This is a genomic window from Rodentibacter myodis, assembly GCF_001999305.1.
Classification (GTDB): Bacteria; Pseudomonadota; Gammaproteobacteria; order Enterobacterales; family Pasteurellaceae; genus Rodentibacter; species Rodentibacter myodis.
This window is the reverse complement of sequence record NZ_MLHQ01000022.1, coordinates 43964-67895: the sequence shown is the minus strand read 5'-3', so window position 1 is coordinate 67895 and position 23932 is coordinate 43964. Positions and strand designations below refer to the sequence as shown.

Genomic DNA, 23932 nt, shown 5'->3' with positions numbered 1-23932 from the left:
TTTCGGTTTGGTTCGTAAAAGGAAGTTTATCGGTTGTTACTGGATTATTAATATTAAGAAAAGTGGATAAAAGACTTGAAATATTTTATAAAGTTATACTGTTTTCTACGCTTTATCTTTACTCATATACCTAACCAGGTTGATAATTTTTCTATTCCCCAAATTTCCTTTCTTTCCTGATCAATTTCAACTTTTACCCCAAACCCCCTCGCAATATTTTCTTGATTCAGTACCGCTTGTGTTTTGCCGTAGTCAATGATGTTGCCTTGATGTAGCAAAATAATTTCATCGCAGAAACGGTAGGTTAAATTAAGGTGATGAATCACGACTACGCAGGTTTTTGTGGGTGTGAGGAATTTCAGTTTTTCCATCATATCGAGCTGATAATAGGGATCGAGGGAGGCGATGGGTTCATCGGCAAGGAGTAAAGGGGTGTCTTTAATGCAGCAGCGGGCGAGTTGTACACGGGCTTTTTCGCCGCCGGAAAGTTGTGAAAAGGGTTTATTGAGCAAATGTTCAATGGAAAATTGTTGTGAAATCTCGCTGATTTTTGACCGCTCTTTTTCGTCAGACAATGGTTTTGGCAGTCCGAGGGCTATTACGTCATAAACAGAAAGATCCCAATGAATATGAGGGTTTTGAGCAAAATATGCTAACTGTTGGCTTTTTTCTGCGGCGGTCATTTCGCTTAATTTATTATTTTGAAACCAAATTTCCCCCTTGCTAATCGGTAATATACCGGCAAGGGTTTTCAATAGGGTGGATTTTCCCGCCCCGTTCGCCCCCATTATGCCAACCAGTTTACCCTCGGGAATGTGACAAGAGATATTTTTTAAGCCGTAAGGTTGCGAGAGGTTTTCAATTCGTATCATTTTATTTTTCTTCAGTAATTTTCTTTTTCTCTACTATTTCTTTTCTCCGCTTGTGGAGAGAAGCATATACAAGCAATATTATCCGGCGAGTTTTCTTTGTTCGGTTAATAAAATCCAAATCAAGCACGGCGCGCCGATAATAGCAGTTAATGTGCCAATATAGATATGTGAAAAAATCGGGATATATTGCACACAAAGATCGGCAACAAGCAGTAATAACGCCCCAATTAAAGCACTGCTCAAATAAAGCTGTGAGGGGCGTTTTTTAAGTATAATTCGCGCAAAATGCGGAGCGATTAAGCCTATAAAACCAATCGTGCCGGTTTGTGGAATGGTTGCCCCCACCAATAATGCGACACCAAAAGTAGTGATGAAAAAGCTCTTTTGGGGGTTAATCCCCATCGTTGAGGCAGTTTCTTCCCCAAAGGTGAGGAAATCGATATAACGGCGTTGGGCATAAAGACAAAGCATGCCGAATAAAATGAATGGGAGAGAAATCATCAAGGTATCCATTTTCGCCCACATCAACGAGCCTTGTAGCCAACGATAGAGTTCCGCCAACGCCCACGGGCTTTCCGCATTGGAAAGTAACAAAGCCACCGCAGCGGAAAATAACATATTTATCGCCAATCCACTTAAAATCATTGCGGTTGTGCCGTGATTTTTCGCCAAAAAATAAACAAGCATAAAACTCGCTAATGCTCCCAATACGCCACCAAGCAATAAAAAACTTAATGGTATCGAAAAATAATAAAGCAAGAATACGCTTACGGTAGTTGCCCCTGCACTGCTTCCCAGTAAGCCGGGGCCTGCGAGGGGATTTTGGAAAATACCTTGCATAGCATTGCCAGCCAAGGCAAGGCTACCTCCGGTGATCAATGCCAAACCAATACGTGGAAAACGAATATCCCACAAAACAAGAGAACGCATATCGGTGGGTATGCCGTCTGCATTTTTAAGCTGGGCAAAATCGCTCAGTTGGTAATAAAGGGCAACAGCGATAATGAGAACGAGGAGTGAAAAAAGTATTGTGTTGAGTTTTTGTGTTTTTGTCATTGTGATATGAAATGATGTTTCCCTAAGGTGTTTTTTTACTTTGATTATAAATCACTTCCGCCCCCAGCCACACGCCGTGATCGAAGCAATAAGTATATTTCATCGGAATGCGAAAGTGCGGTCGATTTTTGAAAAGATTTTGTAATAACGGATGGCGGAGCAATTCGGCTTGTTCGTTATAACTTTGTCCATCGGAGATTTCAATTAGCACATTAGGTTGAGCAAGCAATATTTTTTCAAGAGAAAAATTTTGTGTGGTTGGCGGTGCTTTAAGGGGGGTTAATCCAAGTAAATTTAACAATGCCGAATACTGAGGGAACGCACTTTCTACAATGCCTGTATCGGATAAGATTAGGGTATCGGTAAACGGTAAATGAAGGCGTGAATGCTGTGATTTTAGCTTACCAACCAATGCCTCTGCCTTTGTTTCATTTCCGGTTAATTTACCCAGTTGTACCATTAAAGCAAACAGTTCATTGGGCGTTTGTGGCGTATCATTAATTGGCACAATTTTTGCCCCAAGTTTTTTTAAATCGTTTGTCAGTTGAGGATAAAAATGCTCATTAATGAGGAATGTTTTATCCAGATAAGGTAACAACGCTGTTAGCTGTGGTTCAACGGTGGGTTTGTCGCGATTGATTTTATCCAGCATCATTAAGGGATTTTTAGAATAAGGCGACTGTGCTGCAATTTGTTCAGAACGAGCCAATTCAGCCAGTAGGCGATCGCTGCATAATGTTAACGAGACAAATTGTTCGGCTCGAATTGAAAAGGAAAGGAAAAGGGAGGCAAGAAAAATTGGCACATTAAAATATTGATATGGCATCTCCCCTCCCTCGCTTATAAATGTGACTTTTTGTGTGATGTAATATTAATTTTACGCGTTTGATCGCAAAAATGCGGTCATTTTCTTGTGAGTTTTTTAGAAATAGAAAAAATAACGCCGTTGATTTTATCAACATTCTAATCACTAACAAGGAAATCTTATGAAATTGATCAAAACGTTAATGAGTTCACTTCTTTTAGGGAGCGTATTATTCGGTTCATCCGCTTTTGCTGAAGAAAAAACCGTAGAGCCGTCCACCGTTCAGACGGTAACAACCGAAAATACTTCTGCGGCGAAAGTGAGTGATAAACTCAATATTAATACGGCAACCGCCGGTGAAATTCAAAAATCTTTAACCGGCATTGGTGCAAAGAAAGCGGAAGCGATTGTGCAATATCGTGAAAAACACGGTAATTTTACGACTGCCGAACAGTTGCTTGAAGTTCAAGGAATTGGCAAGGCGACACTGGAGAAAAACCGTGATCGTTTAGCGTTCTAATGCCTCATACTAAAAAGGTCGCCAATGGCGACCTTTTTACTTAGCAACTATTTACTATGATTAACACAAATAATCTGTGCAGCATTATAGAGTGTTGTGTTTGGGGTTAAACGGATACTATGCTTTCCCTGTTTCTTTGGTGCGGCGCGTAAACCTTCGCCCCAAAATTCATCGTAAAAATCCGTTCTCACCTGCGTTAAACGATAAGTTTTACAATCCAAAATTTTATATTGTCGAACAGAACGTGCATAGCGTTTGGATTCTTTGGGATAAACATATAATCCTTTATCTAAATTCACGACCGTATCGAAATGTACTTCTTTGGGTTCTTCGTTATCAACCCAAATTGAATCTGTATCAACGTAATAATTGACATCTTTCACCAATCGAACAAAGCCTTGACGATCTTGGGTGGGTGGCGTCAGCTTGATTTCTTGGCGTTCCGCCTCTTTTTGTGTTTGAACGGAACAAGCGGTAAGCAATGCGATAGAAAAAGTTAAAATTAGTTTTTTCATTGTTTCTTCCTTCATCTGATACCAAATAATTAGAATTTAACGGTATGCCCATAGCCTTCTAAAATAGACTTGATATGTTCTAAAGATTCACGCGTTGGCGGCATTACATCTTCAAGCTCATAATCAAACCCTAAGGTTTTCCATTTATGCGCCCCTAAACGATGATAAGGGAGTAATTCAACTTTTTCGATATTGTCCATTCCCTCAATAAACTGACCAAGTAAATGCACATCGTGATCGTTATCCGTATAACCCGGCACCACTACATAGCGAATCCAAGTCCGTTGATTGCGTTTTTGTAGATATTTAGCAAATTCCAAAGTACGTTTATTTGGTACGCCAATTAAATTTTGATGTACTTGATCGTTTAATTCTTTTAAATCAAGTAAAACAAGATCCGTTGCATCTAACAATTCATCAATAATGTGATCGTAATGACGAACAAAACCATTCGTATCCAAACAGGTATTAATGCCTTCTTTTTTACAGGCTTGAAACCAATCCCGTACAAATTCCGCTTGAAGAATGGCCTCGCCCCCCGATGCCGTTACACCACCACCGGTAGCATTCATAAAATGGCGATACGTGACAACTTCTTTCATTAGCTCTTCTACGCTAATTTCTCTGCCGCCATCCAAATCCCAAGTATCACGGTTGTGGCAATATTTGCAGCGCATTAAACAGCCTTGCATAAATAAAATAAAACGAATACCCGGACCATCAACGGTACCGCAGGATTCAAATGAATGAATTCTTCCTAAAACAGACATAATCAACTCACTAACAAAAAATATAGCCGAATTCTATCAGAATATCCCCGAATAAAAAATGAGCCTGACTTAAATCAGGCTCATAATCTTATGTTTCCGCTAAAGTGCGGTCAAATTTCACAATGTTTTTACATTGATTGTGTGAAGGTACGGGTGATAACGTCTTGTTGTTGCTCTTTTGTCAAAGAGTTAAAACGCACCGCGTAACCTGATACACGAATGGTTAATTGCGGATATTTTTCCGGATTTTCCATTGCATCTAACAACATTTCACGGTTTAACACGTTTACGTTTAAGTGTTGACCGCCTTCAACGGTTGCTTCGTGGTGGAAGTAGCCATCCATTAAGCCCGCAAGGTTACGGCGTTGTGCTTCCGCATCTTTACCTAATGCATTCGGTACGATTGAGAAAGTATAAGAAATACCGTCTTTTGCGTATGCAAATGGCAATTTCGCTACTGATGTTAATGATGCTACCGCACCTTTTTGGTCACGGCCGTGCATTGGGTTTGCCCCCGGTCCGAACGGTGCACCGGCACGGCGACCATCAGGGGTATTACCTGTTTTTTTACCATATACCACGTTAGAAGTGATAGTAAGAACAGATTGTGTAGGCACAGCATTGCGGTAAGTTTTGAGTTTTTGAATTTTTTTCATAAAACGTTCAACCAAATCGCACGCAATATCATCTACACGGTTATCATTGTTACCGTATTGTGGATATTCACCTTCAATTTCAAAGTCGATAGCAACGTTAGAGGCAACTACATTACCGTCTTTATCTTTAATATCACCGCGAATCGGTTTAACTTTCGCATATTTAATCGCAGAAAGGGAGTCAGCCGCAACAGAAAGCCCTGCAATACCGCAAGCCATTGTGCGGAAAACATCACGATCGTGTAATGCCATTAATGCCGCTTCGTAGGAATATTTATCGTGCATATAGTGGATGATGTTTAATGCAGTTACATATTGTTTCGCCAACCAATCCATAAAGCTATCCATACGGGTCATTACCGTATCAAAGTCTAAGACTTCATCGGTAATTGGTGCGGTTTTAGGGCCAACCTGCATACCTAATTTTTCGTCAATACCGCCATTGATTGCGTATAACAAGGTTTTCGCCAAGTTTGCACGCGCACCGAAGAATTGCATTTGTTTACCAACCACCATTGGTGATACACAGCACGCAATTGCATAGTCATCATTATTGAAGTCCGGACGCATTAAGTCATCGTTTTCATATTGAACGGATGAGGTATCAATAGAAACTTTTGCACAGAAACGTTTGAAGTTTTCCGGTAATTGTTCAGACCAAAGAATGGTTAAATTTGGTTCCGGTGAAGTACCCATATTGTAAAGGGTGTGTAAAATACGGAAGGTATTTTTAGTTACCAATGTACGACCGTCTAAGCCCATACCTGCGATGGTTTCAGTTGCCCACATTGGGTCACCGGAGAATAATTGATCGTATTCAGGGGTACGTAAGAAACGCACCATACGTAATTTCATTACCAAGTGGTCAACCAATTCCTGTGCTTCGGTTTCGGTAATTTTGCCCGCTTTCAAATCACGTTCGATATAAATATCGATGAATGTTGCTGTACGACCGAATGACATTGCCGCACCGTTTTGTGATTTGATTGCTGCAAGATATGCGAAATACATCCATTGAATTGCTTCTTGAGCATTCGTTGCCGGATTAGAAATATCAAAACCATAGCTTGCCGCCATTTGTTTTAATTGACCAAGCGCACGATGTTGTTCTGCAATTTCTTCACGTAAACGAATTGTCCCTTCAAGATCAATACCGTTTTCAAGATTTTCTTGTAATGAAGTAAATTGAGCGTATTTATCTTTCATTAAGAAATCAACACCGTAAAGTGCCACACGGCGGTAGTCACCAATGATACGACCACGACCATATGCATCCGGCAAACCGGTCAACACGCCTGATTTACGGCAACGTAAAATATCCGGTGTATAAACATCAAACACACCTTGGTTATGGGTTTTACGATATTCGGTAAAGATTTTTTTCACTTCGGGATCAAGTTCACGTCCATAAACTTTACAAGAACCTTCCACCATTTTGATTCCACCAAACGGCATAATGGCACGTTTTAAAGGGGCATCAGTTTGAAGACCAACGATTTTCTCTAAATCTTTATTGATATAACCCGGTGCGTGAGAAGTGATGGTTGATGGTGTGTGTTCATCAAAATCTAATGGCGCGTGTGTGCGGTTTTCAATTTTGATTCCTTCCATTACCGATTCCCAAAGTTTTGTTGTCGCTTCAGTCGGACCGGCTAAGAAAGAATCGTCACCTTCATAAGGTGTGTAGTTTTTTTGAATAAAGTCACGTACATTGACATTTTCTTGCCAATCGCCACCGGTAAAACCGGCCCATGCAACTTTTTGCGCTTCATTAAGTTCTGACATAGTCATTTCCTTTGTTAATTGATAAAAATAAATGATTTTGAATTCGTTAAATTAGTGGGCTTTCGTTAAGTAACGTTGAAATAAGCCAATACAAATTGCTCCACCCACAATATTGCCTAAGGTTACGGGAATTAAGTTTTTCGTAATAAAATGATAAATATCTAAATCTGCGTATTGGCTTGCTTCAATGCCTAACTGTTGCCAAAACTCAGGCGAACTATAATGTGCGGTGATAATTCCCATTGGAATCATAAACATATTCGCCACACAGTGTTCAAATCCGGATGAGACAAATAAACCTATTGGCAAAATCATAATAAATGCTTTATCTATAACCGTTTTACCGGAATAAGATAACCAAACAGCCAAACACACCATAATGTTACATAAAATACCTAGATTGAAAGCCTCAAACCAAGTATGGTGAATCTTATGTTGTGCCGTTGTTAAAATAGTCAAGCCCCACTGACCATTTGCTGCCATAGTTTGTCCACCAAACCAAATAAATGCCGCAATAATTAAGCTACCTGCAAAATTTCCAAAATAGACGGCAATCCAGTTACGAATCATTTGCCAGGTTGTGATTTTCCCTCCAACGCGAGCAATAAAAGTGAGTGTTGATGAGGTAAAAAGTTCAGACCCCAACAAGACAACCATAATCACACCAATAGAGAAAACCAAACCGCCTACCAGTTTGGTTAATCCCCAAGGTGCGCCTGTCGATGCCGTTTGTGTTGTTGTGTAAAAAACAAATGCCAATGCAATACAGGCACCGGCACTAATACCCGACATAAAAGAAAGAAACGGACGTTTTTTGGCTTTATAAGCCGCAGTCTCTTCGGCAAAGTCCGTTGCTTCAACCGGCGTTAATGCCACTGTTGAAGAAGATTTGATCGCTGACATAGACTCCAAAAATGATTATTTTTTTATTAATTTTAGTTTGCAGTATTTTACTCTCTTATCTATACATTGCAAGAAAGCACCATTTTTATTTCAAAAAAATTTGATTTTTTACAAGTTTTGTTAAGTCTTGCTGATTTTTTATAACAAAAAAGGCTTGGATAATACCCCAAGCCTTCTTCTGCAAATAGATAAATTATTCGCCCAAACGCTCTTTAATACGAGCAGATTTACCTGAACGCTCACGTAGGTAGTAAAGTTTAGCTTTACGTACCGCACCTTTACGTTTAACAGCGATTGAATCAACTGCCGGAGAGTGTGTTTGGAATACGCGCTCAACACCTACACCATTTGATATTTTACGTAAAGTAAATGCAGAATGTAAACCACGGTTACGAATAGCAATTACAACGCCTTCAAAGGCTTGCAAACGACGTTTGCTACCTTCAACTACCCATACTTTCACCTCTAAAGTATCACCCGGACGGAAGCTAGGTACGTTTTGTTTTAATTGTTCTTGTTCAAGTTGTTTGATAATGTTAGACATTTTTTTGATCCTTTGATCCTAGATTTAACTGATTAGACTGCTATTTTCCGCTTTCACTTCTTTTAACAGCTTACATTGTTCGTCAGTCAGAGCTAGGCTTTCTAATAGCTCAGGGCGGCGGAGCCACGTTCTTTCCAGCGATTGTTTTAATCGCCATTTACGAATTTCTTCGTGATGACCCGACATCAGCACCGATGGCACGGTTAAGCCTTCCAACACTTCCGGTCTTGTGTAATGAGGACAATCCAACAACCCCTCAGCAAAAGAATCTTCTTCTGCCGAAGCCTGCTTTCCTAGTACACCGGGAATAAACCTTGCAACTGCATCAATTAATGTCATTGCCGGTAATTCCCCACCGGTTAAAACGTAATCTCCGACTGACCATTCTTCATCAATTTCAGTTTGAATCAATCGCTCATCAATGCCTTCATAACGTCCACACACTAAAATCAATTTCTGATTTTGTGCCAACTCCATTACACCGGATTGTTCAAGTTTACGTCCTTGCGGTGAAAGATAAATAACCTTTACACCCTCTCCTGCTGCCGCTTTTGCGGCGTGAATGGCATCCCGCAAAGGTTGCACCATCATCAACATTCCCGGGCCACCGCCATAAGGGCGATCATCCACGGTTTTATGCTTATCAAATGTGAAATCACGTGGATTCCAACATTGCACTTGCAGCAGTTGTTGTTTTACGGCTCTGCCCGTTACCCCAAATTCCGTAATCGCTTTAAACATTTCGGGAAATAAAGTGATTATTCCAATCCACATAATTTAACCCTGCTTAGTTTAAAGTACACCGCATTACGTTTGTGCATACTTGAGATTAGAAACCGGCATCCCAATCCACTTCAATTGTTTTCGTGGTGAGATCGACTCTTTTAACTACTTGTTCATACAAAAACGGAATTAACCGTTCTTGTTTTCCGAAAGCATCTTTAGAATTGGCTTTTACCACCAACACATCATTTGAACCGGTTTCCATCATTTCCGTTACCATTCCCATCGTATAACCTTGAAGATTTATTACCGAACAACCGATTAAATCGTGCCAGTAATAATCACCTTCTTCTAAAGTAGGGAACACCGATAAATCCACACCAATTTCAACATTTGCCAAAATCTGTGCGGCTTCACGATCATCGACACCTTTAAGTTTCACGATAAGTTCGTGGTTATGATGACGCCAGTTTTCAAGTTCGGTTGGCTGCCATTGCCCCTTAATTTTTAAAAACCAAGGTTGATAGTCAAAAATGCTTTCAGCATATTCGGTTGATGAATAAATACGCAACCACCCACGGATACCATAGGTTGAGCCTAATTTGCCCACAACTTCAATGCGTTGTTGTTCCATATTTTTTCACCTATCTCTGTTCAAAAAGTAAAAATTAAGCGGCTTTTTGAACTTCTTTTACCAAACTGGCAACACGATCAGACAATGATGCGCCCTGACCAACCCAGTGATTTACACGGTCTAAGTCAATACGAACACGCTCTGCATTACCTTGTGCGATTGGGTTGAAGAAACCTACACGCTCAATGAAACGACCGTCACGTGGTGAACGGCTGTCGGTTACTACAATTTGATAAAATGGGCGTTTTTTAGCTCCGCCACGAGATAAACGAATGGTTACCATACCCTTCCTCTAACGATTTAATGACTAAAAGAATATTTTAAGGCTCGACAGCCCATTAAAATATAGCTTACTTTTTTCTCTGTATATATAGACAAAAAGCCCGTAGATTTTACACTTTTTGAACAAAAAAGCAAGCCAAAAACGGTAGGCAAAAAATGAAAATCCTATAAAAAATGACCGCACTTTGATATAAAGTGCGGTCATTTTAAAGCCTGTTTTGATGCTTAATACACGCCCTGTGCCAACATTGCATCTGCAACTTTCACAAAGCCTGCCACATTTGCCCCCACCACATAGTTGATGTTTTCTTGACCTTCCACCGTACCGTATTTTTTACAGTTTGCGTGAATATCAAGCATAATGCGGTGTAATTTGGCATCCACTTCTTCCGAAGTCCAATATAAACGTTGTGAGCTTTGCGCCATTTCCAAACCGGAAGTTGCCACACCACCGGCATTGGCTGCTTTACCCGGGCCAAATAATACACCGGCTTCTAAGAAGGCATCCGTAGCTTCAATTGAAGTCGGCATATTCGCGCCTTCTACAACCAATTTCACACCATTTGCAATTAAGGCTTTGGCATCTGCAATTTCAAGTTCATTTTGCGTTGCGCAAGGTAAGGCGATATCCACTTTCACTTCCCAAGGGCGTTTACCTTCCACATATTGCAAGCCAAATTGTGCCGCATAATCTTTCACGCGACCACGTTTTACATTTTTAATTTCTAAAAGTGCGGCCAATTTTTCAGCAGTAAAACCTTCCGGATCATAAACATAACCTGAAGAATCCGAACAGGTTACCACTTTTGCCCCTAACGCCAAGGCTTTTTCAATGGCATATTGTGCCACATTACCGGAACCTGAAACCGACACCACTTTATCTTTAAAGCTATCCCCTTTTTCCGCCAACATCGCTTGGGCGAAGTAAACCAAACCATAACCGGTGGCTTCAGGACGAATCAAACTTCCCCCAAAAGATAAGCCACGACCGGTAAACACACAAGCCGCTTGGTTAGATAATTTTTTCATATAGCCGGCAAGGTAACCTACTTCACGTCCACCCACGCCAATATCGCCTGCCGGTACATCCGTATCAGGGCCGATATGGCGATATAATTCAGCCATTAATGCTTGACAGAAACGCATCACTTCTGCGTCAGATTTGCCTTTCGGATCAAAATCCGAACCGCCTTTACCACCGCCCATTGGCAAAGTCGTTAAAGCATTTTTAAAAATTTGTTCAAAGCCTAAGAATTTTAAAATAGATAAGTTTACGGAAGGATGAAAACGCATACCGCCTTTATAGGGGCCAATCGCACTATTATATTGAACACGGAATGCACGGTTTACCTGCACTTGACCTTTGTCATCCGTCCAAGCCACACGGAATTGGAAGGCACGTTCAGGCTCAACCAAACGCTCTAATAAGGCTTCCGAACGATATTTAGGGTTTGCTTCCAAAAACGGCCAAATAGAAGTGAAAACTTCACGAACCGCTTGTAAAAATTCAGGTTGGTGTCCATCGCGTTGAGCGACTTTTGCTAAGAATGCTTCTAAAGATGCGACTGTTGACATATTGTGTTTCCTCTTAATGGTTGATGTTGTGTATTTATTTTTTTATTTGCCACCGTTTTTGAAAACAGCGTGGACACAATATGCAATGGCACAATTAATATTGCAACGACTTTTTTATGGAAAAAATCAAGAAAAACAAAAAAACGAGAAAATATTTAATATTTTCTCGTTTTTATTAAATTAGATCTAAGCAAGTCAATAAAAAACTATAACTGTTAAAAAATTGTTATTTATTTTTACCTTCCAGATATAGCCATTCCGCTACCTGTTTCGCAAAATAGGTCAAAATCCCATCCGCACCGGCACGTTTGAAACAAAGTAACGATTCCATAATACATTCTTTTTCTTTTAACCAGCCATTTTGAATGGCAGCCATATGCATTGCATATTCACCGGAGACTTGGTAGGCAAAAGTTGGCACGCCAAAATGGGTTTTAACACGATAAACCATATCTAAATACGGCATTCCCGGTTTCACCATCACCATATCCGCCCCTTCTTGTAAATCCAGCGCGACTTCCTGCAAACCTTCATCACCATTTGCCGGATCAAGTTGATAAGTTTTCTTATCACCGCCTTTTAGATTACCTGATGATCCCACCGCATCACGGAAAGGCCCATAATAATTAGAGGCATATTTTGCCGAATACGCCATAATTTGCGTGTTAATAAACCCTTTTTCTTCCAACGCTTGACGAATTCGTCCAATACGTCCGTCCATCATATCGCTCGGGGCAACAATATCCGCACCGGCTTCTGCGTGGGAAAGGGCTTGTTTAATCAAGACTTCGGTGGTGATGTCATTTAATACATAACTTTCTTCATCAATAATCCCATCTTGACCGTGAATCGTGTAAGGATCAAGTGCCACATCGGTTAATACGCCCAATTCCGGATAAGCCGCTTTTAAAGCACGCACTGCACGTTGCACAAGCCCCTGCGGATTGTATGCTTCTTCAGCCATAAGGGATTTTTTATCTTGTCCAATAACAGGAAACAGCGCGATAACCGGTACACCGTATTTCACTAAAAGCCCGGCTTCAATTAATAATTGATCGATAGTTAAACGCTCCACGCCCGGCATAGACGGCACGGCTTCACGATAATTTTCCCCTTCTAAAATAAAAACCGGATAAATTAAATCATCTACCGTCAGTTTGTTTTCCGCCACCAAACGGCGGCTAAAATCGTGTTTACGCAAACGGCGTAAACGGCGGGTTGGAAAGCCTGTGAAAATTTGTTGAGTCATTTTGTCATCCTTTTTATTTACTACTTAATAATGAGAAAGGGGGCATTGCCCCCGTTTGTTTATTCCATTTTGGTTGATTCTTCCGAATTTTCAACCGCACTTTCGTCCTCTTTGGGTTGATAGAAGCGTGCTATCAATAAACCGATTTCAAACAATAAGCACATTGGCACGGCAAGTAAGGTCTGAGAAAACATATCCGGCGGCGTTAAAATCATTCCGATAAAAAATGCCGCGACAATAATATAAGGGCGTTTTTCGGCAAGGGCTTTTACCGTGGTAACACCTGTCCAACAAAGTAAAATAATCGCAATCGGCACTTCAAAACAAACCCCAAAAGCCAAAAATAACGCCAAGGCAAAATCAAGGTAACTGCTGATGTCCGTTGCAATTGCCACACCTTCCGGAGCGGTTTGGGTAAAAAATCCAAACACAAAAGGAAACACCACATAATAAGCAAATGCCACACCGCAATAAAATAAAATGGTACTGGAAATCAGCAGAGGATAAATCATTCGTTTTTCGTGCTGATATAACGCCGGCGCAACAAACGCCCAAATTTGGTAAAGCAAATAAGGCACTGAAATAAACACAGCAACAATTGCCGTTAATTTAATTGGCGTGAAAAAAGGCGTTTGAATATTCGTTGCAATCATTGTTGCCCCTTCCGGCATTACTGCGGTTAAAGGTGCGGCAACGAAGTGATAAATATCATTAGAAAAATACACTAAGGCGATAAACACCACCAAAATGCAAATCACACAACGTAATAGTCGATTTCTTAATTCAACAAGATGAGTGATAAGAGGTTGAGATTCATCCACATTACTCATAAAAAACTCACTATGATGGGGATTTTGGTGTAGATGATGGCGTGATGTCCATATCATCCGGTGGGTAGTAATCCGATAGACGTTCGGTCAATTCCGCTTGTTCGTGGGCTTCAAGTGCGGTCAAATCCGATGTTGTTTTTTCAATTGTTTCTACGCTTTCGGTTTGGGTTTCATTTGAAGATGAAATATGTTCAGAAACTGGGGATTTATCGCCATTTTCAACCGCACTTTTCATTTCTTTAATTTGTTCTTCCACCGTTGTGCCGGCCTCTGCCGCTTTGGCTTCTAATTCTGCCCGCATTTTATCCGCCTGCACTTTTAATTCATCAACGGTTTTACTCAATTCGGGGGAAAGGGATTGTAAATTTAACGCTTCTGCTTTCTTAATGCTCTCTTGCAATTCCTGCAATTTTAGCTCTTGTTTTAATTCATTTTGAACATTTGCCGCCAATCCACGAATCGTTTTCACCCAGCCCATCACGGTTCTAATTGCCACAGGCAAACGTTTAGGGCCTAGTACCACTAAGCCCACAATCATCAATAAAACAAGTTCGGAAAAACCAATATCAAACACAGATTACGCCTGTTCTTTCTCTTTTACGGTTTCAGTTTTTGCAGTATTTGTCGATTCATCTTGAATCGATTTAAATTCCGCATCTTTGGCTTTTGGTTCATCATCCTGCATTGCTTTTTTAAAGCCTTTCACCGCCGCCCCAAGATCAGAACCCGCATTTCTTAATTTTTTTGTACCAAAAACCAATAAAATCACCACCAACAAGATGATCATTTGTGTAGGGGATAAACCAAACATAATAAAAACTCCGTGCTTTAAAAAAGAAAAATTTGGGGCTGAATATACTCTTTTTGCCCACATTGAACAATAGCTAAGGGGGATTATTTTCTTAGGGGGAACAAAAGTGCGGTCAATATTAAGCGTAAATTTAAAAGTTGGAAGAAAAGCAAAAATTGCTATAATCTCCCGCCTATTTTTTATGAGGACAACGAAGAATGAACGAAATTTCTTATTGGCAACGTCTAAAAGTTGCCTTTCAATATGTAATGCCACAGCATTATTTAACCCAATTTGCAGGTTGGTTTGCCAAGCAAAAATGGGGCGCGGTGACACATCTTGCCATCAAGGCATTTGCCAAAAAATACAATATTGATATGAGCATTGCGCAAAAGGAACAATTCAACCAATACGCCAGTTTTAACGAATTTTTCATTCGCCCATTAAAAGAAAATGCCCGTCCGATTAATCAAAACCCAACGGCACTTTGTCTGCCGGCAGACGGTCGTATCAGCGAATGTGGTCATATCGATGACAACCGTTTATTACAAGCCAAAGGGCATTTTTTCCGTTTAGAAGATTTGCTGGCGGAAGATAAAGAATTGATTGAAGCCTTTAAAAATGGTGAGTTTGCCACCACTTACCTCTCGCCACGTGATTATCACCGCGTGCATATGCCTTGTGACGGCACATTACGCAAAATGATTTATGTACCGGGTGAACTCTTTTCCGTAAACCCTTTTTTAGCGCGGCATATACCCAATTTGTTTGCCCGTAACGAGCGTGTCATTTGTGTCTTTGATACCGAATTTGGCACAGTGGTGCAAATTTTAGTCGGTGCAACCATCACGGCAAGCATTGGTACCACTTGGGCAGGGGTGATTAACCCGCCACGTCACAATGAAGTGAAAACTTGGACTTACGAAGGCGAAAGTGCGGTCAAATTATTGAAAGGTCAAGAAATGGGTTGGTTCCAGCTCGGATCTACCGTGATCAATTTATTCCAAGCAAACCAAGTCCGTCTTGCCGACCATTTAAGTGCGGATGAACCGGTGCGAATGGGTGAAATCTTGGCATACAAACACTAATTTTTTTAACAAAGGAAAACAACAATGAGTTTTGAAAACGTAAAATTAGAGAGTATCTCTGAAAAAGGCAGTTACGGCATCGGTTTACAAATCGGTCAACAATTATTAGATAGCCAAATGGACATCGCTGTTGAAGCGGTGGCAAAAGGGATTTTTGATGCCTTAAATCACAACCAACCGGCATTAGACATTAATGATTTAATGCTTTCCGTACAGCAACTTCAACAACAAGCGGCGGAAGCGCAACAGGCGCAATTTAAAGTCATTGAAGAAGAAGGCAAAGCATTCCTTGCCGAAAATGCCAAAAAAGACGGAGTAAACATCACCGATAGCGGTCTTCAATATGAAATCATCACCGAAGGTAACGGGGCAAAACCTGCCGCAACAGATAAAGTGCGCGTTCACTACATCGGTACATTACCAAATGGTACGGTTTTCGACAGCTCTGTCGCCCGTGGTCAACCGGCTGAATTTCCGGTAAAAGGCGTAATTCGTGGTTGGGTCGAAGCATTGCAAATGATGCCGGTGGGATCTAAATGGAAATTAACCATTCCACACGAATTAGCCTATGGTGAACGTGGTGCCGGTGCGTCCATTCCACCATTCTCGCCATTAGTGTTTGAAGTGGAATTGTTAGATATTCTTTAATTTTTAGAATAAAAAGTGCGGTCAAAAATCTTCGTGTTTTTGACCGCACTTTATTATTTCCGCTAAGTCAACTTCTCCATTTATAGAATAATCATATCATCACGATGAAGGGCTACTGCACCGTATTCATAACCAAGAATTGCTTCAATTTCGTGTGATTGTTTGCCCTTAATTAATTGCAATGCCTCATTGTTATAACGAGGCATACCAAGCGCAATATTTTTGCCTGCAAGATTGCGAATTTTTACCACTTCACCACGGGAAAAACGTCCTTCTACAGTAATAATGCCTGCCGGTAATAAGGATTTATTTTGAGTAAGCATTGCCAGTTCTGCACCATTATCAATAGTAATTACCCCTGCGGAAGGAGCGGCAAAGAGCCATTGTTTGCGGCTTTCTAAACGATCTGATTGGTGGGCAACAAATTTTGTGCCAATATTTTGACCGTGGGCTAAATCTACAATCACATTCGGGCAGTTCCCCGGCGCGATAATGGTTTCAATGCCTGAACGGGTTGCCACATCGGCAGCAATGATTTTTGTACTCATCCCGCCGGTGCCAAGATTTGTTCCGCTGCCACCGGCAATCGCACGGATATGATCGGTAATTTTTTCTACCACGGAAATTAATTTTGCATTTGGATTTTTACGCGGATCACTCTCAAATAAACCTTGTTGATCCGTTAATAAATAAAGCTGTTCTGCTTGCACCAAAATAGCAACCAACGCCGATAGATTATCGTTATCCCCCACTTTAATTTCTGCCGTGGCTACGGCATCGTTTTCATTAATCACCGGAATAATTTGATTATCAAGCAAGGCGTGCAAGGTATCGCGGGCATTGAGGAAACGTTCTCGATCTTCAATATCTGCACGGGTTAGCAAAATTTGTCCAATATGAATATCATAAATTGCAAACAATTTTTCCCACGTTTGAATGAGTTGGCTCTGCCCTACGGCGGCGAGCAGTTGTTTAGACGCGATGGTTGGCGGTAATTGTGGATGATTCAAATAATGTCGCCCTGCAGCAATCGCCCCTGAAGTGACGATCACAATGCGAAAACCTTCGTGGTGAAGTTGTGCAATTTGACGCACAATTTCCATCATATGGGAGGAATTTAGCTTTGCTGAACCTTGCGTTAACGTGCTTGTACCAAATTTGACAACAATGGTTTTATTATTCATTTTCTTTCTCTTTTTAATCTGGAAAATGCCGCCCACATTAACACTAAACTTTTTAAAAAGCATTAAAATTATTTAATGCTGTGATATAGTTCCCGCCAATTTAATAAGGGGTTTTTATGACACTCAGTTTAATTGTTGCCACAACACTCAATAATGTTATCGGCAAAGAAAATCAAATGCCTTGGCACTTGCCCGCAGATCTGGCGTGGTTTCGTCAAAACACTACGGGAAAACCGGTGATTATGGGGCGCAAAACCTTTGAAAGCATTGGTCGCCCCTTGCCAAAGCGGGTGAATATTGTGCTATCCCGAAAGCCCTATAAACACGAGGGGATCATTTGGAAAAACAGCCTTGAAAGTGCGGTGGATTTTGTCAAAGATTCGGAAGAAATTATGCTAATCGGTGGGGGAGAACTGTTTAAACAATATTTACCAAAAGCCGATAAACTTTATTTAACCCAAATCCAAGCAGAAATTGAAGGCGATACTTTTTTCCCTACCTTAAATTGGAATGAATGGCACATTGAATTTGAACAATTCCGAGAAAAAGATGAAAACAATTCTTATGATTGCCGTTTTTTGATTTTGTGTAGAAAGTAAAAATGCGCTCAAAATTGACCGCACTTAGGTTAAAAAACAGTGTTGTGTAGGAGTTGCACAATAAACAATTCTTAATGAAACGTTGGGACGCCACACTTAGCGTCCCCATTAAAAATTCAAACAATTTCAATGGATGAATATTCCAAACACCAAGTACCATTCCCTCAAGAATTGTCCATAATACAAGCAATCATATTATTAAACTCCACATCCCCCAACAAGGCGGCATATTTCACTGTATTTGGCGAGGATTCCAAGGCGATTTTTAATGCCATTGTGAGCGGGACGGAAAGAAGCATTCCCACGGTGCCGAGTAACCAGCCCCAAAATAAAAGGGAAAGGAAAACCACAAGCGTTGAAAGCCCAAGGCGTTTTCCCATCATTTTAGGTTCGAGGATGTTGCCGATAATCATATTGATCGCAATCACGCCAATCGCTACCCCAAAGCCGATACCAAAACCGTTTAATAATAACGCCTGTACGATAATCGGAATTGCCGCGATAATCGAGCCAATATTTGGAATGTAATTAAGTAAAAAGCTCAATGTCGCCCATAAAATCGCATATTGTACATTGCAAACTTCAAGCAAAATGAAAATGCCAATGCCGGTCAATAGGCTGGTGATACTTTTTATCCCTAAATAACCGATAACGCCTTGTAAAATGCGGTTAATGTGCCGTTCTTCTTTGGCTATCTCCGTAGGATTGGCACTCATTACCAAGGCGAATTTATGTTTCATTGTCGGGGCTTCGGCAAGCATAAAAATCACCACCAGCACCAATACAAACACATTGCTCACCACACCTGAAAAATTCAGCAATAAACGGCTGACAAAATTCATAATAATGCTTGGGTCAAAATGATCTTGAATGGTTTCCCGCGAGAAATGAATCGGCAGGTTAAAACGTTGAGCCAGTGCCATGACATCATTCACCCGTTCGGCAAGTAGTGTTTTATATTGCGGAATAGATTGGGTAAATTCCCGCACGCTACTGTTAATTAACCCCGCCAAAAAGAAGAAGATTAGGCTTATCAAAACGAAAAGTAGCACCATAGCAAGCCAATGGGGTATGCGGCGATCTGTCATTGATTTAATGATGGGTGAACAAATAATGGCAATAAAAAGGGAAAGTAAAAACGGCACCACAATTTCTGCCGCCAGTTTTATTCCCGCCAAAATGATCACCAATGCCGCCATACTGAGCAAAGTGCGGTGTAAATTCAGGTTATTTTTCACTAAATGGCTTCCTCATTTTCTTCACCGGTACGAATGCGGATCACGCGTTCCACATCGTAAACAAAAATTTTGCCGTCACCGATTTTTCCTGTCTGACAGGTTTCCACAATGGTTTCAAGGCATTGTTCCAATAAATCGTCCGGTACGACAATTTCCATTTTAACTTTAGGCAGAAAATCCACCATATATTCCGCCCCACGGTAAAGTTCCGTATGCCCTTTTTGGCGGCCAAAACCCCGCACTTCCGTTACCGTCATACCGCTAATGCCAATATCGGACAGGTTTTCCCGTACGTCATCTAATTTAAAAGGTTTAATGATGGCTTCAATTTTTTTCATTTTATTTCTCCACGTTTTCCCGTTTGGCTGTTTTTCCATCTAGCTGATTGGGGGCGGAAACTTTCAATAATTTCAGGGTGTGTGTCAATATACAAGCCATTGATAAGCTGTAAACAATAAGGCACGGCACTAAAAATCCCTTTCACTACTACCTTGCCTGTTTGATCTTTCACGCCCTCAAGGGTTTCTTTAATGGCTTTGGGTTGCCCCGGTAAATTTAAAATAAGGCTTTCTTTGCGAATCACCCCCACTTGGCGGGATAAGATCGCCGTTGGTACAAAATGCAAACTGACTTGTCGCATTTGCTCACCAAATCCCGGCATTTCCCGATCTGCCACGGCAAGGGTGGCATCGGGCGTAACATCTCGTTTCGCAGGCCCTGTGCCACCGGTAGTCAGCACCAGATGACATCCTCGTTCATCCACTAATTCTTTGAGTGTTTGTTCAATCATTGGCTGTTCATCAGGAATCAATCGGGTTTCAACCTCGAAAGGATCGATTAACGCCTGTTCCAACCAAGCCTGTAATTCGGGAATACCTTGATCTTGATACACGCCTGACGAAGCACGATCCGAGACGGAAACCAAGCCTATTTTTAAAAGTGCGGTCATATTTTTCCTTATTTTAGAATGGAAAGAAGAGAGGAATTAAAAATACGCTCACCAACATCACAATCAATGTGAAAGGAACGCCTATTTTTAAGAAATCACTAAATTTATAGCCGCCCGGCCCGAGTACCATCGTATTCACCGGCGAGGAAACCGGGGTCATAAAGGCTGCGGAAGCGGCAATGGCAACAACCATAGCAAATGGAATCGGGGAAACATTTAATTGTTGAGCCAATGAAATCGCAATGGGGGCAACCAAGATTGCCGTTGCCGTGTTGGAAATAAACAAGCCCACCACCGCACAAAAACTAAATAACATCATCAGCACCAAATACATTCCCCAATCGCCCACCAGTTGCAACATTGCTTCTACGGCAAGTTGAATCCCACCGGTTTTCTGCAATGCGGTGGCAAAGGGCATCATTCCGATAATTAAAATTAAACTCGGCCAGTGAATGGCATCGTAAGCACTTTTGGCATCCACACAGCGAAAATAGCCCAACATTAAACACCCAATCAACGCAGCAATCACATTCGGCACAATACCCGATACCATCAATGCCACCATCACCAACACAGAAATTAAGGCTTGCGGAGCTTGGCTTTGTGCAGGGGCAACACGTTCTATTTCTTTTGGATAATTCAATACCACGAAATCTTTTGTACGGCTGCGCATTTGTTGGATTTGTTTCCAATCACCAATGACAAGAATTAAATCGCCAAGTTTGTAGGGCGTGCCTGTAAAACTATCGGAAATTAATTCCCCGTCCCGTTTAATCCCCACCACATTTAAACCATAACGAGAACGAAATTCCACTTCTGCCGTTGTTTTTCCGATAATGCCGGAACCCGGTACAAGGGTGAGTTCCGCCATTCCAATGGATTTAGCCTGCTCGTTAAAAGATTGTGATTTAATTTCGGCGGGTTCTAAATGATGGCTTTGACAAAATTCCGTTAAATCAAAATCTTGTCGCCCGATATCAATCATCAAAATATCTTTCTCGTGAATTTCCGATGTGCTAAGGGGCATCGTATAGATGGGGCGAAAACGTTTCCAGCGTTCAATCGCCAACACGTTCAAGCCGTAACTTGCACGCAAATTCAGTTCAATCAAACTTTTACCGATAAAAGATGAACCGGCACGCACCACAAAACGTTTTGTTCGATCACGCAAACCATATTCATCAATCAATTCCGCCATAGAACGTTGTGGGTTTTCCTGATTTTCTGCGCTCATCTTTGCCCCCAACCAACGGCGGATGAGTAACATATAGCCGATACCAAGTAATAAAATCACCAAACCGATAGGGGTAAAATCAAAAAAACGCAGACGTGAACCGGTATCTTTGATCAATTCCGCATTCACCACCAAGTTTGGCGCGGTGGCAATTAAGGTCATCATTCCGCTAATCAAGCCTGCCACACTCAAGGGCATCATTAAACGTTTAGGCGAGAGATTCATTTGCCGACAAATCATCAACACCACCGGAATAAAAATCGCCACCACACCGGTCGAACTCATAAAAGCACCAAGTCCGGCAACTGCCAACATCAATAAAATTAATACTTTTGTTTCACTGTTTCCTGCAAGTTTTAAGATACCGTCACTCACTTGGTAAGCAACGCCGGTTCGCACCAATCCTTCGCCCACAATAAACAATAAGGCAATCAAAATAATATTCGGATCACTAAATCCGGCAAAAATTTCATCGGTGGTTAAAATGCCGCTTAAATAAAATGCCAACATCACCAAGAGTGCCACCGCATCCATTCGCACTTTATTGCGAACAAAAAGCAGCACGGCAACCGTAAGTAACACCAATGTCCAAAACAATGGGCTAACCCAAAGTGCGTTGCTGAAGATGGTGTGCATAATGCTCTCCTAACGATTTTCCAAGGCTTTTTTAACCGGTGCAAAACTACGGCGATGTTGTGGCAATGCCCCAAGTTCTGCCAATTTTTCTAAATGTAATTTTGTGGGATACCCCTTGTGTTGGGCGAAAGCATAATCGGGATATTGGCGATCCAAGTCTTCCATTTCCAGATCTCGTGCGACTTTTGCCAAAATAGAGGCGGCACTAATCTCCGCCACCAAACTGTCGCCCTTCACAATAGCCTGTGCCGGAATATCAAGATCTTTCGGAATTTTATTGCCATCCACCAACACAAAGTGCGGTTGAATTTTTAGGGATTTTACCGCACGGGTCATTGCCAATAAGGAAGCCTGCAAAATGTTTATCTCATCAATTTCATCCGCCTCGGCACGCCCTAATGCCCAAGCCAGTGCTTTTTCCTTAATTTCTTTTGCTAACGCAAGGCGTTTTTTTTCCGTCAATTTTTTAGAATCTGCCAAACCTTCAATAGGATTATTCGGATCTAAAATAACCGCCGCCGTCACCACGGCCCCCACTAAAGGCCCACGCCCGACTTCATCGACACCGGCGATGAGTGTATAACCTTGCGGATACTCAAACATTTTCCCTTCCTTCTAATAAATCAATCACGGCCTGTGCTGCCTGTTTGTCGGCATCACATTGAATTTGTTGGTGTAAATCGGTAAAACGCTGAATCAAAATATGACGATTTTTGACCGCACTTTCTTCTTCTGAAAGGTAGTCTGCAAGTTTTTCCGCCAACAGGGTTGGCTCGCATTGTGCTTGAATCATTTCCGGTACCAGCATTTCATTTGCCAATAAATTCGGTAGTGAAATATACTCGGTTTTCACCAAGCGTTTCGCTAAAAAATAGGTGAGCGGTTTCATTTTATACCCCACCACCATTGGCGATTTACAAAGCATTGCTTCCAACGCCGCCGTGCCGGAAGCCAATAAAGTGGCATTGGCTGCGATCAAAACTTGTCGGGCATTGCCATCAATAAGATGCATTGCTAAATCAGGGGCAACATGGGCTTTAATCGCCTCAAATTGTTGACGGCGTTTTTCATTCACCAATGGCACAAGGAATTGTAAATCGGGGAATTGGGCTTTCAACAATAATGCGGTTTTGAGGAAAGGCTCGGTTAAAAATTCCACTTCCGAACCCCGACTTCCTACCAAAATTGCCAAATAACGTTGCGAAGGATCAATCTTCAGAAATTGACAGGCTTCTAGGCGATTTGGTTTGAGGGGAATGGCATCTGCCATTGTGTGGCCGATAAAACGACAAGGCACATTGAATTTATCGTAAAAAGCCTTTTCAAAAGGCAAGAAAGCCAAAACTTGATTGGTGGCTTTCGCGATTTTATGAATACGATTTTGCCGCCACGCCCATACGGACGGACTGACATAATGAATAGTTTTGATACCTTTTGCTTTCAGTTTCAGTTCAATATCCAAATTAAAATCCGGTGCATCAATGCCAATATAAACATCGGGCTTTTCCCGCAACATTGTTTGAATAACGTTTTGGCGAATTTTAAGTAAACGGGGCAGATGTTTGAGAATTTCAGCCAACCCCATCACGGAAAGGGCTTCCATATCGACCAAGGTTTCACAACCTTCTGCGATCATACGCGGGCCGGCGATACCGATAAAACGCGCTTGAGGGTAACGAACTTTCAGCTGTTGAATTAAACCTGCGCCTAAAATATCGCCCGAAACCTCGCCTGCCACAAGGGCAATGGTTGGATTTTCTTTGCTCATTAAATTTATCCTAAAAAACAACCGCACTTTGGAAAAAAAAGTGCGGTTGATTTGTTCATTGTTTTTTATCCTCTCATTG

At 41.4% G+C, this 23932-nt stretch carries 27 protein-coding genes; 4 read left to right on the top strand and 23 right to left on the bottom strand.

Annotation, left to right across the window (positions count from 1 at the left end; translation table 11 throughout):
- Positions 1-122 precede the first annotated feature (122 nt).
- The 3 genes from BKL49_RS08695 to BKL49_RS08685 form a co-directional block, all read right to left on the bottom strand.
- A complete protein-coding gene (locus tag BKL49_RS08695; protein WP_077424564.1) occupies positions 123-872 on the bottom strand; it encodes an ABC transporter ATP-binding protein in 750 nt (249 codons plus the stop codon).
- Between the two features lie 78 nt (positions 873-950).
- The gene (locus tag BKL49_RS08690; RefSeq protein ID WP_077424562.1) at positions 951-1928 is read right to left on the bottom strand and encodes a FecCD family ABC transporter permease; all 978 of its coding nucleotides are present in this window, start codon (positions 1926-1928) and stop codon (positions 951-953) included.
- Positions 1929-1950: 22 nt separating this feature from the next.
- A complete protein-coding gene (locus tag BKL49_RS08685; RefSeq protein WP_077424559.1) occupies positions 1951-2754 on the bottom strand; it encodes a substrate-binding domain-containing protein in 804 nt (267 codons plus the stop codon).
- A 160-nt stretch (positions 2755-2914) separates the two neighbouring features.
- On the opposite strand from BKL49_RS08685, the gene BKL49_RS08680 reads away from it, so the two are divergent.
- Positions 2915-3253 (top strand): ComEA family DNA-binding protein, encoded by a 339-nt coding sequence (locus BKL49_RS08680; protein ID WP_077424557.1) that lies wholly within the window; start codon positions 2915-2917, stop codon positions 3251-3253.
- 47 nt (positions 3254-3300) lie between these two features.
- Here the strand turns inward: BKL49_RS08680 and BKL49_RS08675 are convergent, their stop codons facing one another.
- From BKL49_RS08675 to tatA, 13 genes are all read right to left on the bottom strand, one after another.
- The gene (locus tag BKL49_RS08675; protein ID WP_077424555.1) at positions 3301-3768 is read right to left on the bottom strand and encodes a surface-adhesin E family protein; all 468 of its coding nucleotides are present in this window, start codon (positions 3766-3768) and stop codon (positions 3301-3303) included.
- A gap of 29 nt (positions 3769-3797) precedes the next feature.
- Positions 3798-4538, bottom strand: coding sequence for a pyruvate formate lyase 1-activating protein (gene pflA, locus BKL49_RS08670; RefSeq protein ID WP_077424553.1), 741 nt, complete (start codon positions 4536-4538; stop codon positions 3798-3800).
- Between the two features lie 128 nt (positions 4539-4666).
- On the bottom strand, positions 4667-6979 hold the full coding sequence (gene pflB, locus BKL49_RS08665; protein ID WP_167367135.1) for a formate C-acetyltransferase: 2313 nt from the start codon (positions 6977-6979) through the stop codon (positions 4667-4669).
- A gap of 51 nt (positions 6980-7030) precedes the next feature.
- Complete coding sequence (gene focA / locus BKL49_RS08660) at positions 7031-7882, bottom strand: formate transporter FocA (protein ID WP_077424549.1); 852 nt, start codon at positions 7880-7882, stop codon at positions 7031-7033.
- A gap of 193 nt (positions 7883-8075) precedes the next feature.
- Positions 8076-8426 carry a 50S ribosomal protein L19 gene (gene rplS, locus BKL49_RS08655; protein ID WP_005697898.1) on the bottom strand — a complete coding sequence of 117 codons (351 nt, stop codon included), beginning with the start codon at positions 8424-8426 and terminating at the stop codon, positions 8076-8078.
- A 24-nt stretch (positions 8427-8450) separates the two neighbouring features.
- Complete coding sequence (gene trmD, locus BKL49_RS08650) at positions 8451-9200, bottom strand: tRNA (guanosine(37)-N1)-methyltransferase TrmD (protein WP_077424547.1); 750 nt, start codon at positions 9198-9200, stop codon at positions 8451-8453.
- Positions 9201-9255: 55 nt separating this feature from the next.
- A complete protein-coding gene (gene rimM, locus BKL49_RS08645) occupies positions 9256-9783 on the bottom strand; it encodes a ribosome maturation factor RimM (RefSeq protein ID WP_077424545.1) in 528 nt (175 codons plus the stop codon).
- 34 nt (positions 9784-9817) lie between these two features.
- Positions 9818-10066, bottom strand: a complete 249-nt coding sequence (rpsP, locus tag BKL49_RS08640) for a 30S ribosomal protein S16 (protein WP_077424543.1) — start codon at positions 10064-10066, stop codon at positions 9818-9820.
- 224 nt (positions 10067-10290) lie between these two features.
- Positions 10291-11640: an NADP-specific glutamate dehydrogenase gene (gene gdhA, locus BKL49_RS08635; RefSeq protein ID WP_077424541.1), complete on the bottom strand. Its 1350-nt coding sequence runs from the start codon at positions 11638-11640 to the stop codon at positions 10291-10293.
- Positions 11641-11866: 226 nt separating this feature from the next.
- A complete protein-coding gene (hemB, locus tag BKL49_RS08630) occupies positions 11867-12889 on the bottom strand; it encodes a porphobilinogen synthase (RefSeq protein WP_077424539.1) in 1023 nt (340 codons plus the stop codon).
- A gap of 59 nt (positions 12890-12948) precedes the next feature.
- A complete protein-coding gene (tatC, locus tag BKL49_RS08625) occupies positions 12949-13719 on the bottom strand; it encodes a twin-arginine translocase subunit TatC (RefSeq protein ID WP_077424536.1) in 771 nt (256 codons plus the stop codon).
- 10 nt (positions 13720-13729) lie between these two features.
- Positions 13730-14293, bottom strand: coding sequence for a Sec-independent protein translocase protein TatB (gene tatB, locus BKL49_RS08620; RefSeq protein WP_077424534.1), 564 nt, complete (start codon positions 14291-14293; stop codon positions 13730-13732).
- Between the two features lie 3 nt (positions 14294-14296).
- Entirely contained in the window at positions 14297-14530 is a 234-nt protein-coding gene (gene tatA / locus BKL49_RS08615; protein ID WP_077424532.1) for a twin-arginine translocase TatA/TatE family subunit, read from the bottom strand.
- Positions 14531-14727: 197 nt separating this feature from the next.
- Between tatA and asd the strand changes: the two genes are divergently transcribed.
- Together asd and bamJ are read left to right on the top strand one after the other, a co-directional pair.
- Positions 14728-15597 (top strand): archaetidylserine decarboxylase, encoded by an 870-nt coding sequence (gene asd / locus BKL49_RS08610; protein ID WP_077424530.1) that lies wholly within the window; start codon positions 14728-14730, stop codon positions 15595-15597.
- A gap of 24 nt (positions 15598-15621) precedes the next feature.
- Positions 15622-16245, top strand: a complete 624-nt coding sequence (gene bamJ / locus BKL49_RS08605; protein ID WP_077424528.1) for a BamJ family beta-barrel-assembly machinery protein — start codon at positions 15622-15624, stop codon at positions 16243-16245.
- 80 nt (positions 16246-16325) lie between these two features.
- Here bamJ and proB read toward each other — a convergent pair whose 3' ends face one another.
- Positions 16326-17429, bottom strand: coding sequence for a glutamate 5-kinase (proB, locus tag BKL49_RS08600; RefSeq protein WP_077424526.1), 1104 nt, complete (start codon positions 17427-17429; stop codon positions 16326-16328).
- A gap of 116 nt (positions 17430-17545) precedes the next feature.
- On the opposite strand from proB, the gene folA reads away from it, so the two are divergent.
- The gene (gene folA / locus BKL49_RS08595; protein ID WP_077424524.1) at positions 17546-18028 is read left to right on the top strand and encodes a type 3 dihydrofolate reductase; all 483 of its coding nucleotides are present in this window, start codon (positions 17546-17548) and stop codon (positions 18026-18028) included.
- Between the two features lie 164 nt (positions 18029-18192).
- On the opposite strand, the gene BKL49_RS08590 is transcribed toward folA, so the two are convergent.
- From BKL49_RS08590 to lpxB, 6 genes are read right to left on the bottom strand one after another with little or no spacing between them, the layout of a single operon-like run.
- Positions 18193-19266: an AI-2E family transporter gene (locus BKL49_RS08590; RefSeq protein ID WP_077424522.1), complete on the bottom strand. Its 1074-nt coding sequence runs from the start codon at positions 19264-19266 to the stop codon at positions 18193-18195.
- A complete protein-coding gene (gene glnB / locus BKL49_RS08585) occupies positions 19266-19604 on the bottom strand; it encodes a nitrogen regulatory protein P-II (RefSeq protein WP_077424520.1) in 339 nt (112 codons plus the stop codon). The genes BKL49_RS08590 and glnB overlap by 1 nt, the downstream gene beginning before the upstream one ends.
- Positions 19601-20215: a molybdopterin adenylyltransferase gene (mog, locus tag BKL49_RS08580; protein WP_077424518.1), complete on the bottom strand. Its 615-nt coding sequence runs from the start codon at positions 20213-20215 to the stop codon at positions 19601-19603. Before mog ends, glnB begins: the two co-directional genes overlap by 4 nt.
- A gap of 13 nt (positions 20216-20228) precedes the next feature.
- Positions 20229-22085, bottom strand: coding sequence for an SLC13 family permease (locus BKL49_RS08575; protein WP_077424516.1), 1857 nt, complete (start codon positions 22083-22085; stop codon positions 20229-20231).
- Between the two features lie 9 nt (positions 22086-22094).
- Positions 22095-22688, bottom strand: a complete 594-nt coding sequence (rnhB, locus tag BKL49_RS08570; protein ID WP_077424514.1) for a ribonuclease HII — start codon at positions 22686-22688, stop codon at positions 22095-22097.
- Positions 22681-23853, bottom strand: coding sequence for a lipid-A-disaccharide synthase (gene lpxB / locus BKL49_RS08565; RefSeq protein WP_077424512.1), 1173 nt, complete (start codon positions 23851-23853; stop codon positions 22681-22683). The genes rnhB and lpxB overlap by 8 nt, the downstream gene beginning before the upstream one ends.
- Between the last annotated feature and the right edge of the window lie 79 nt (positions 23854-23932).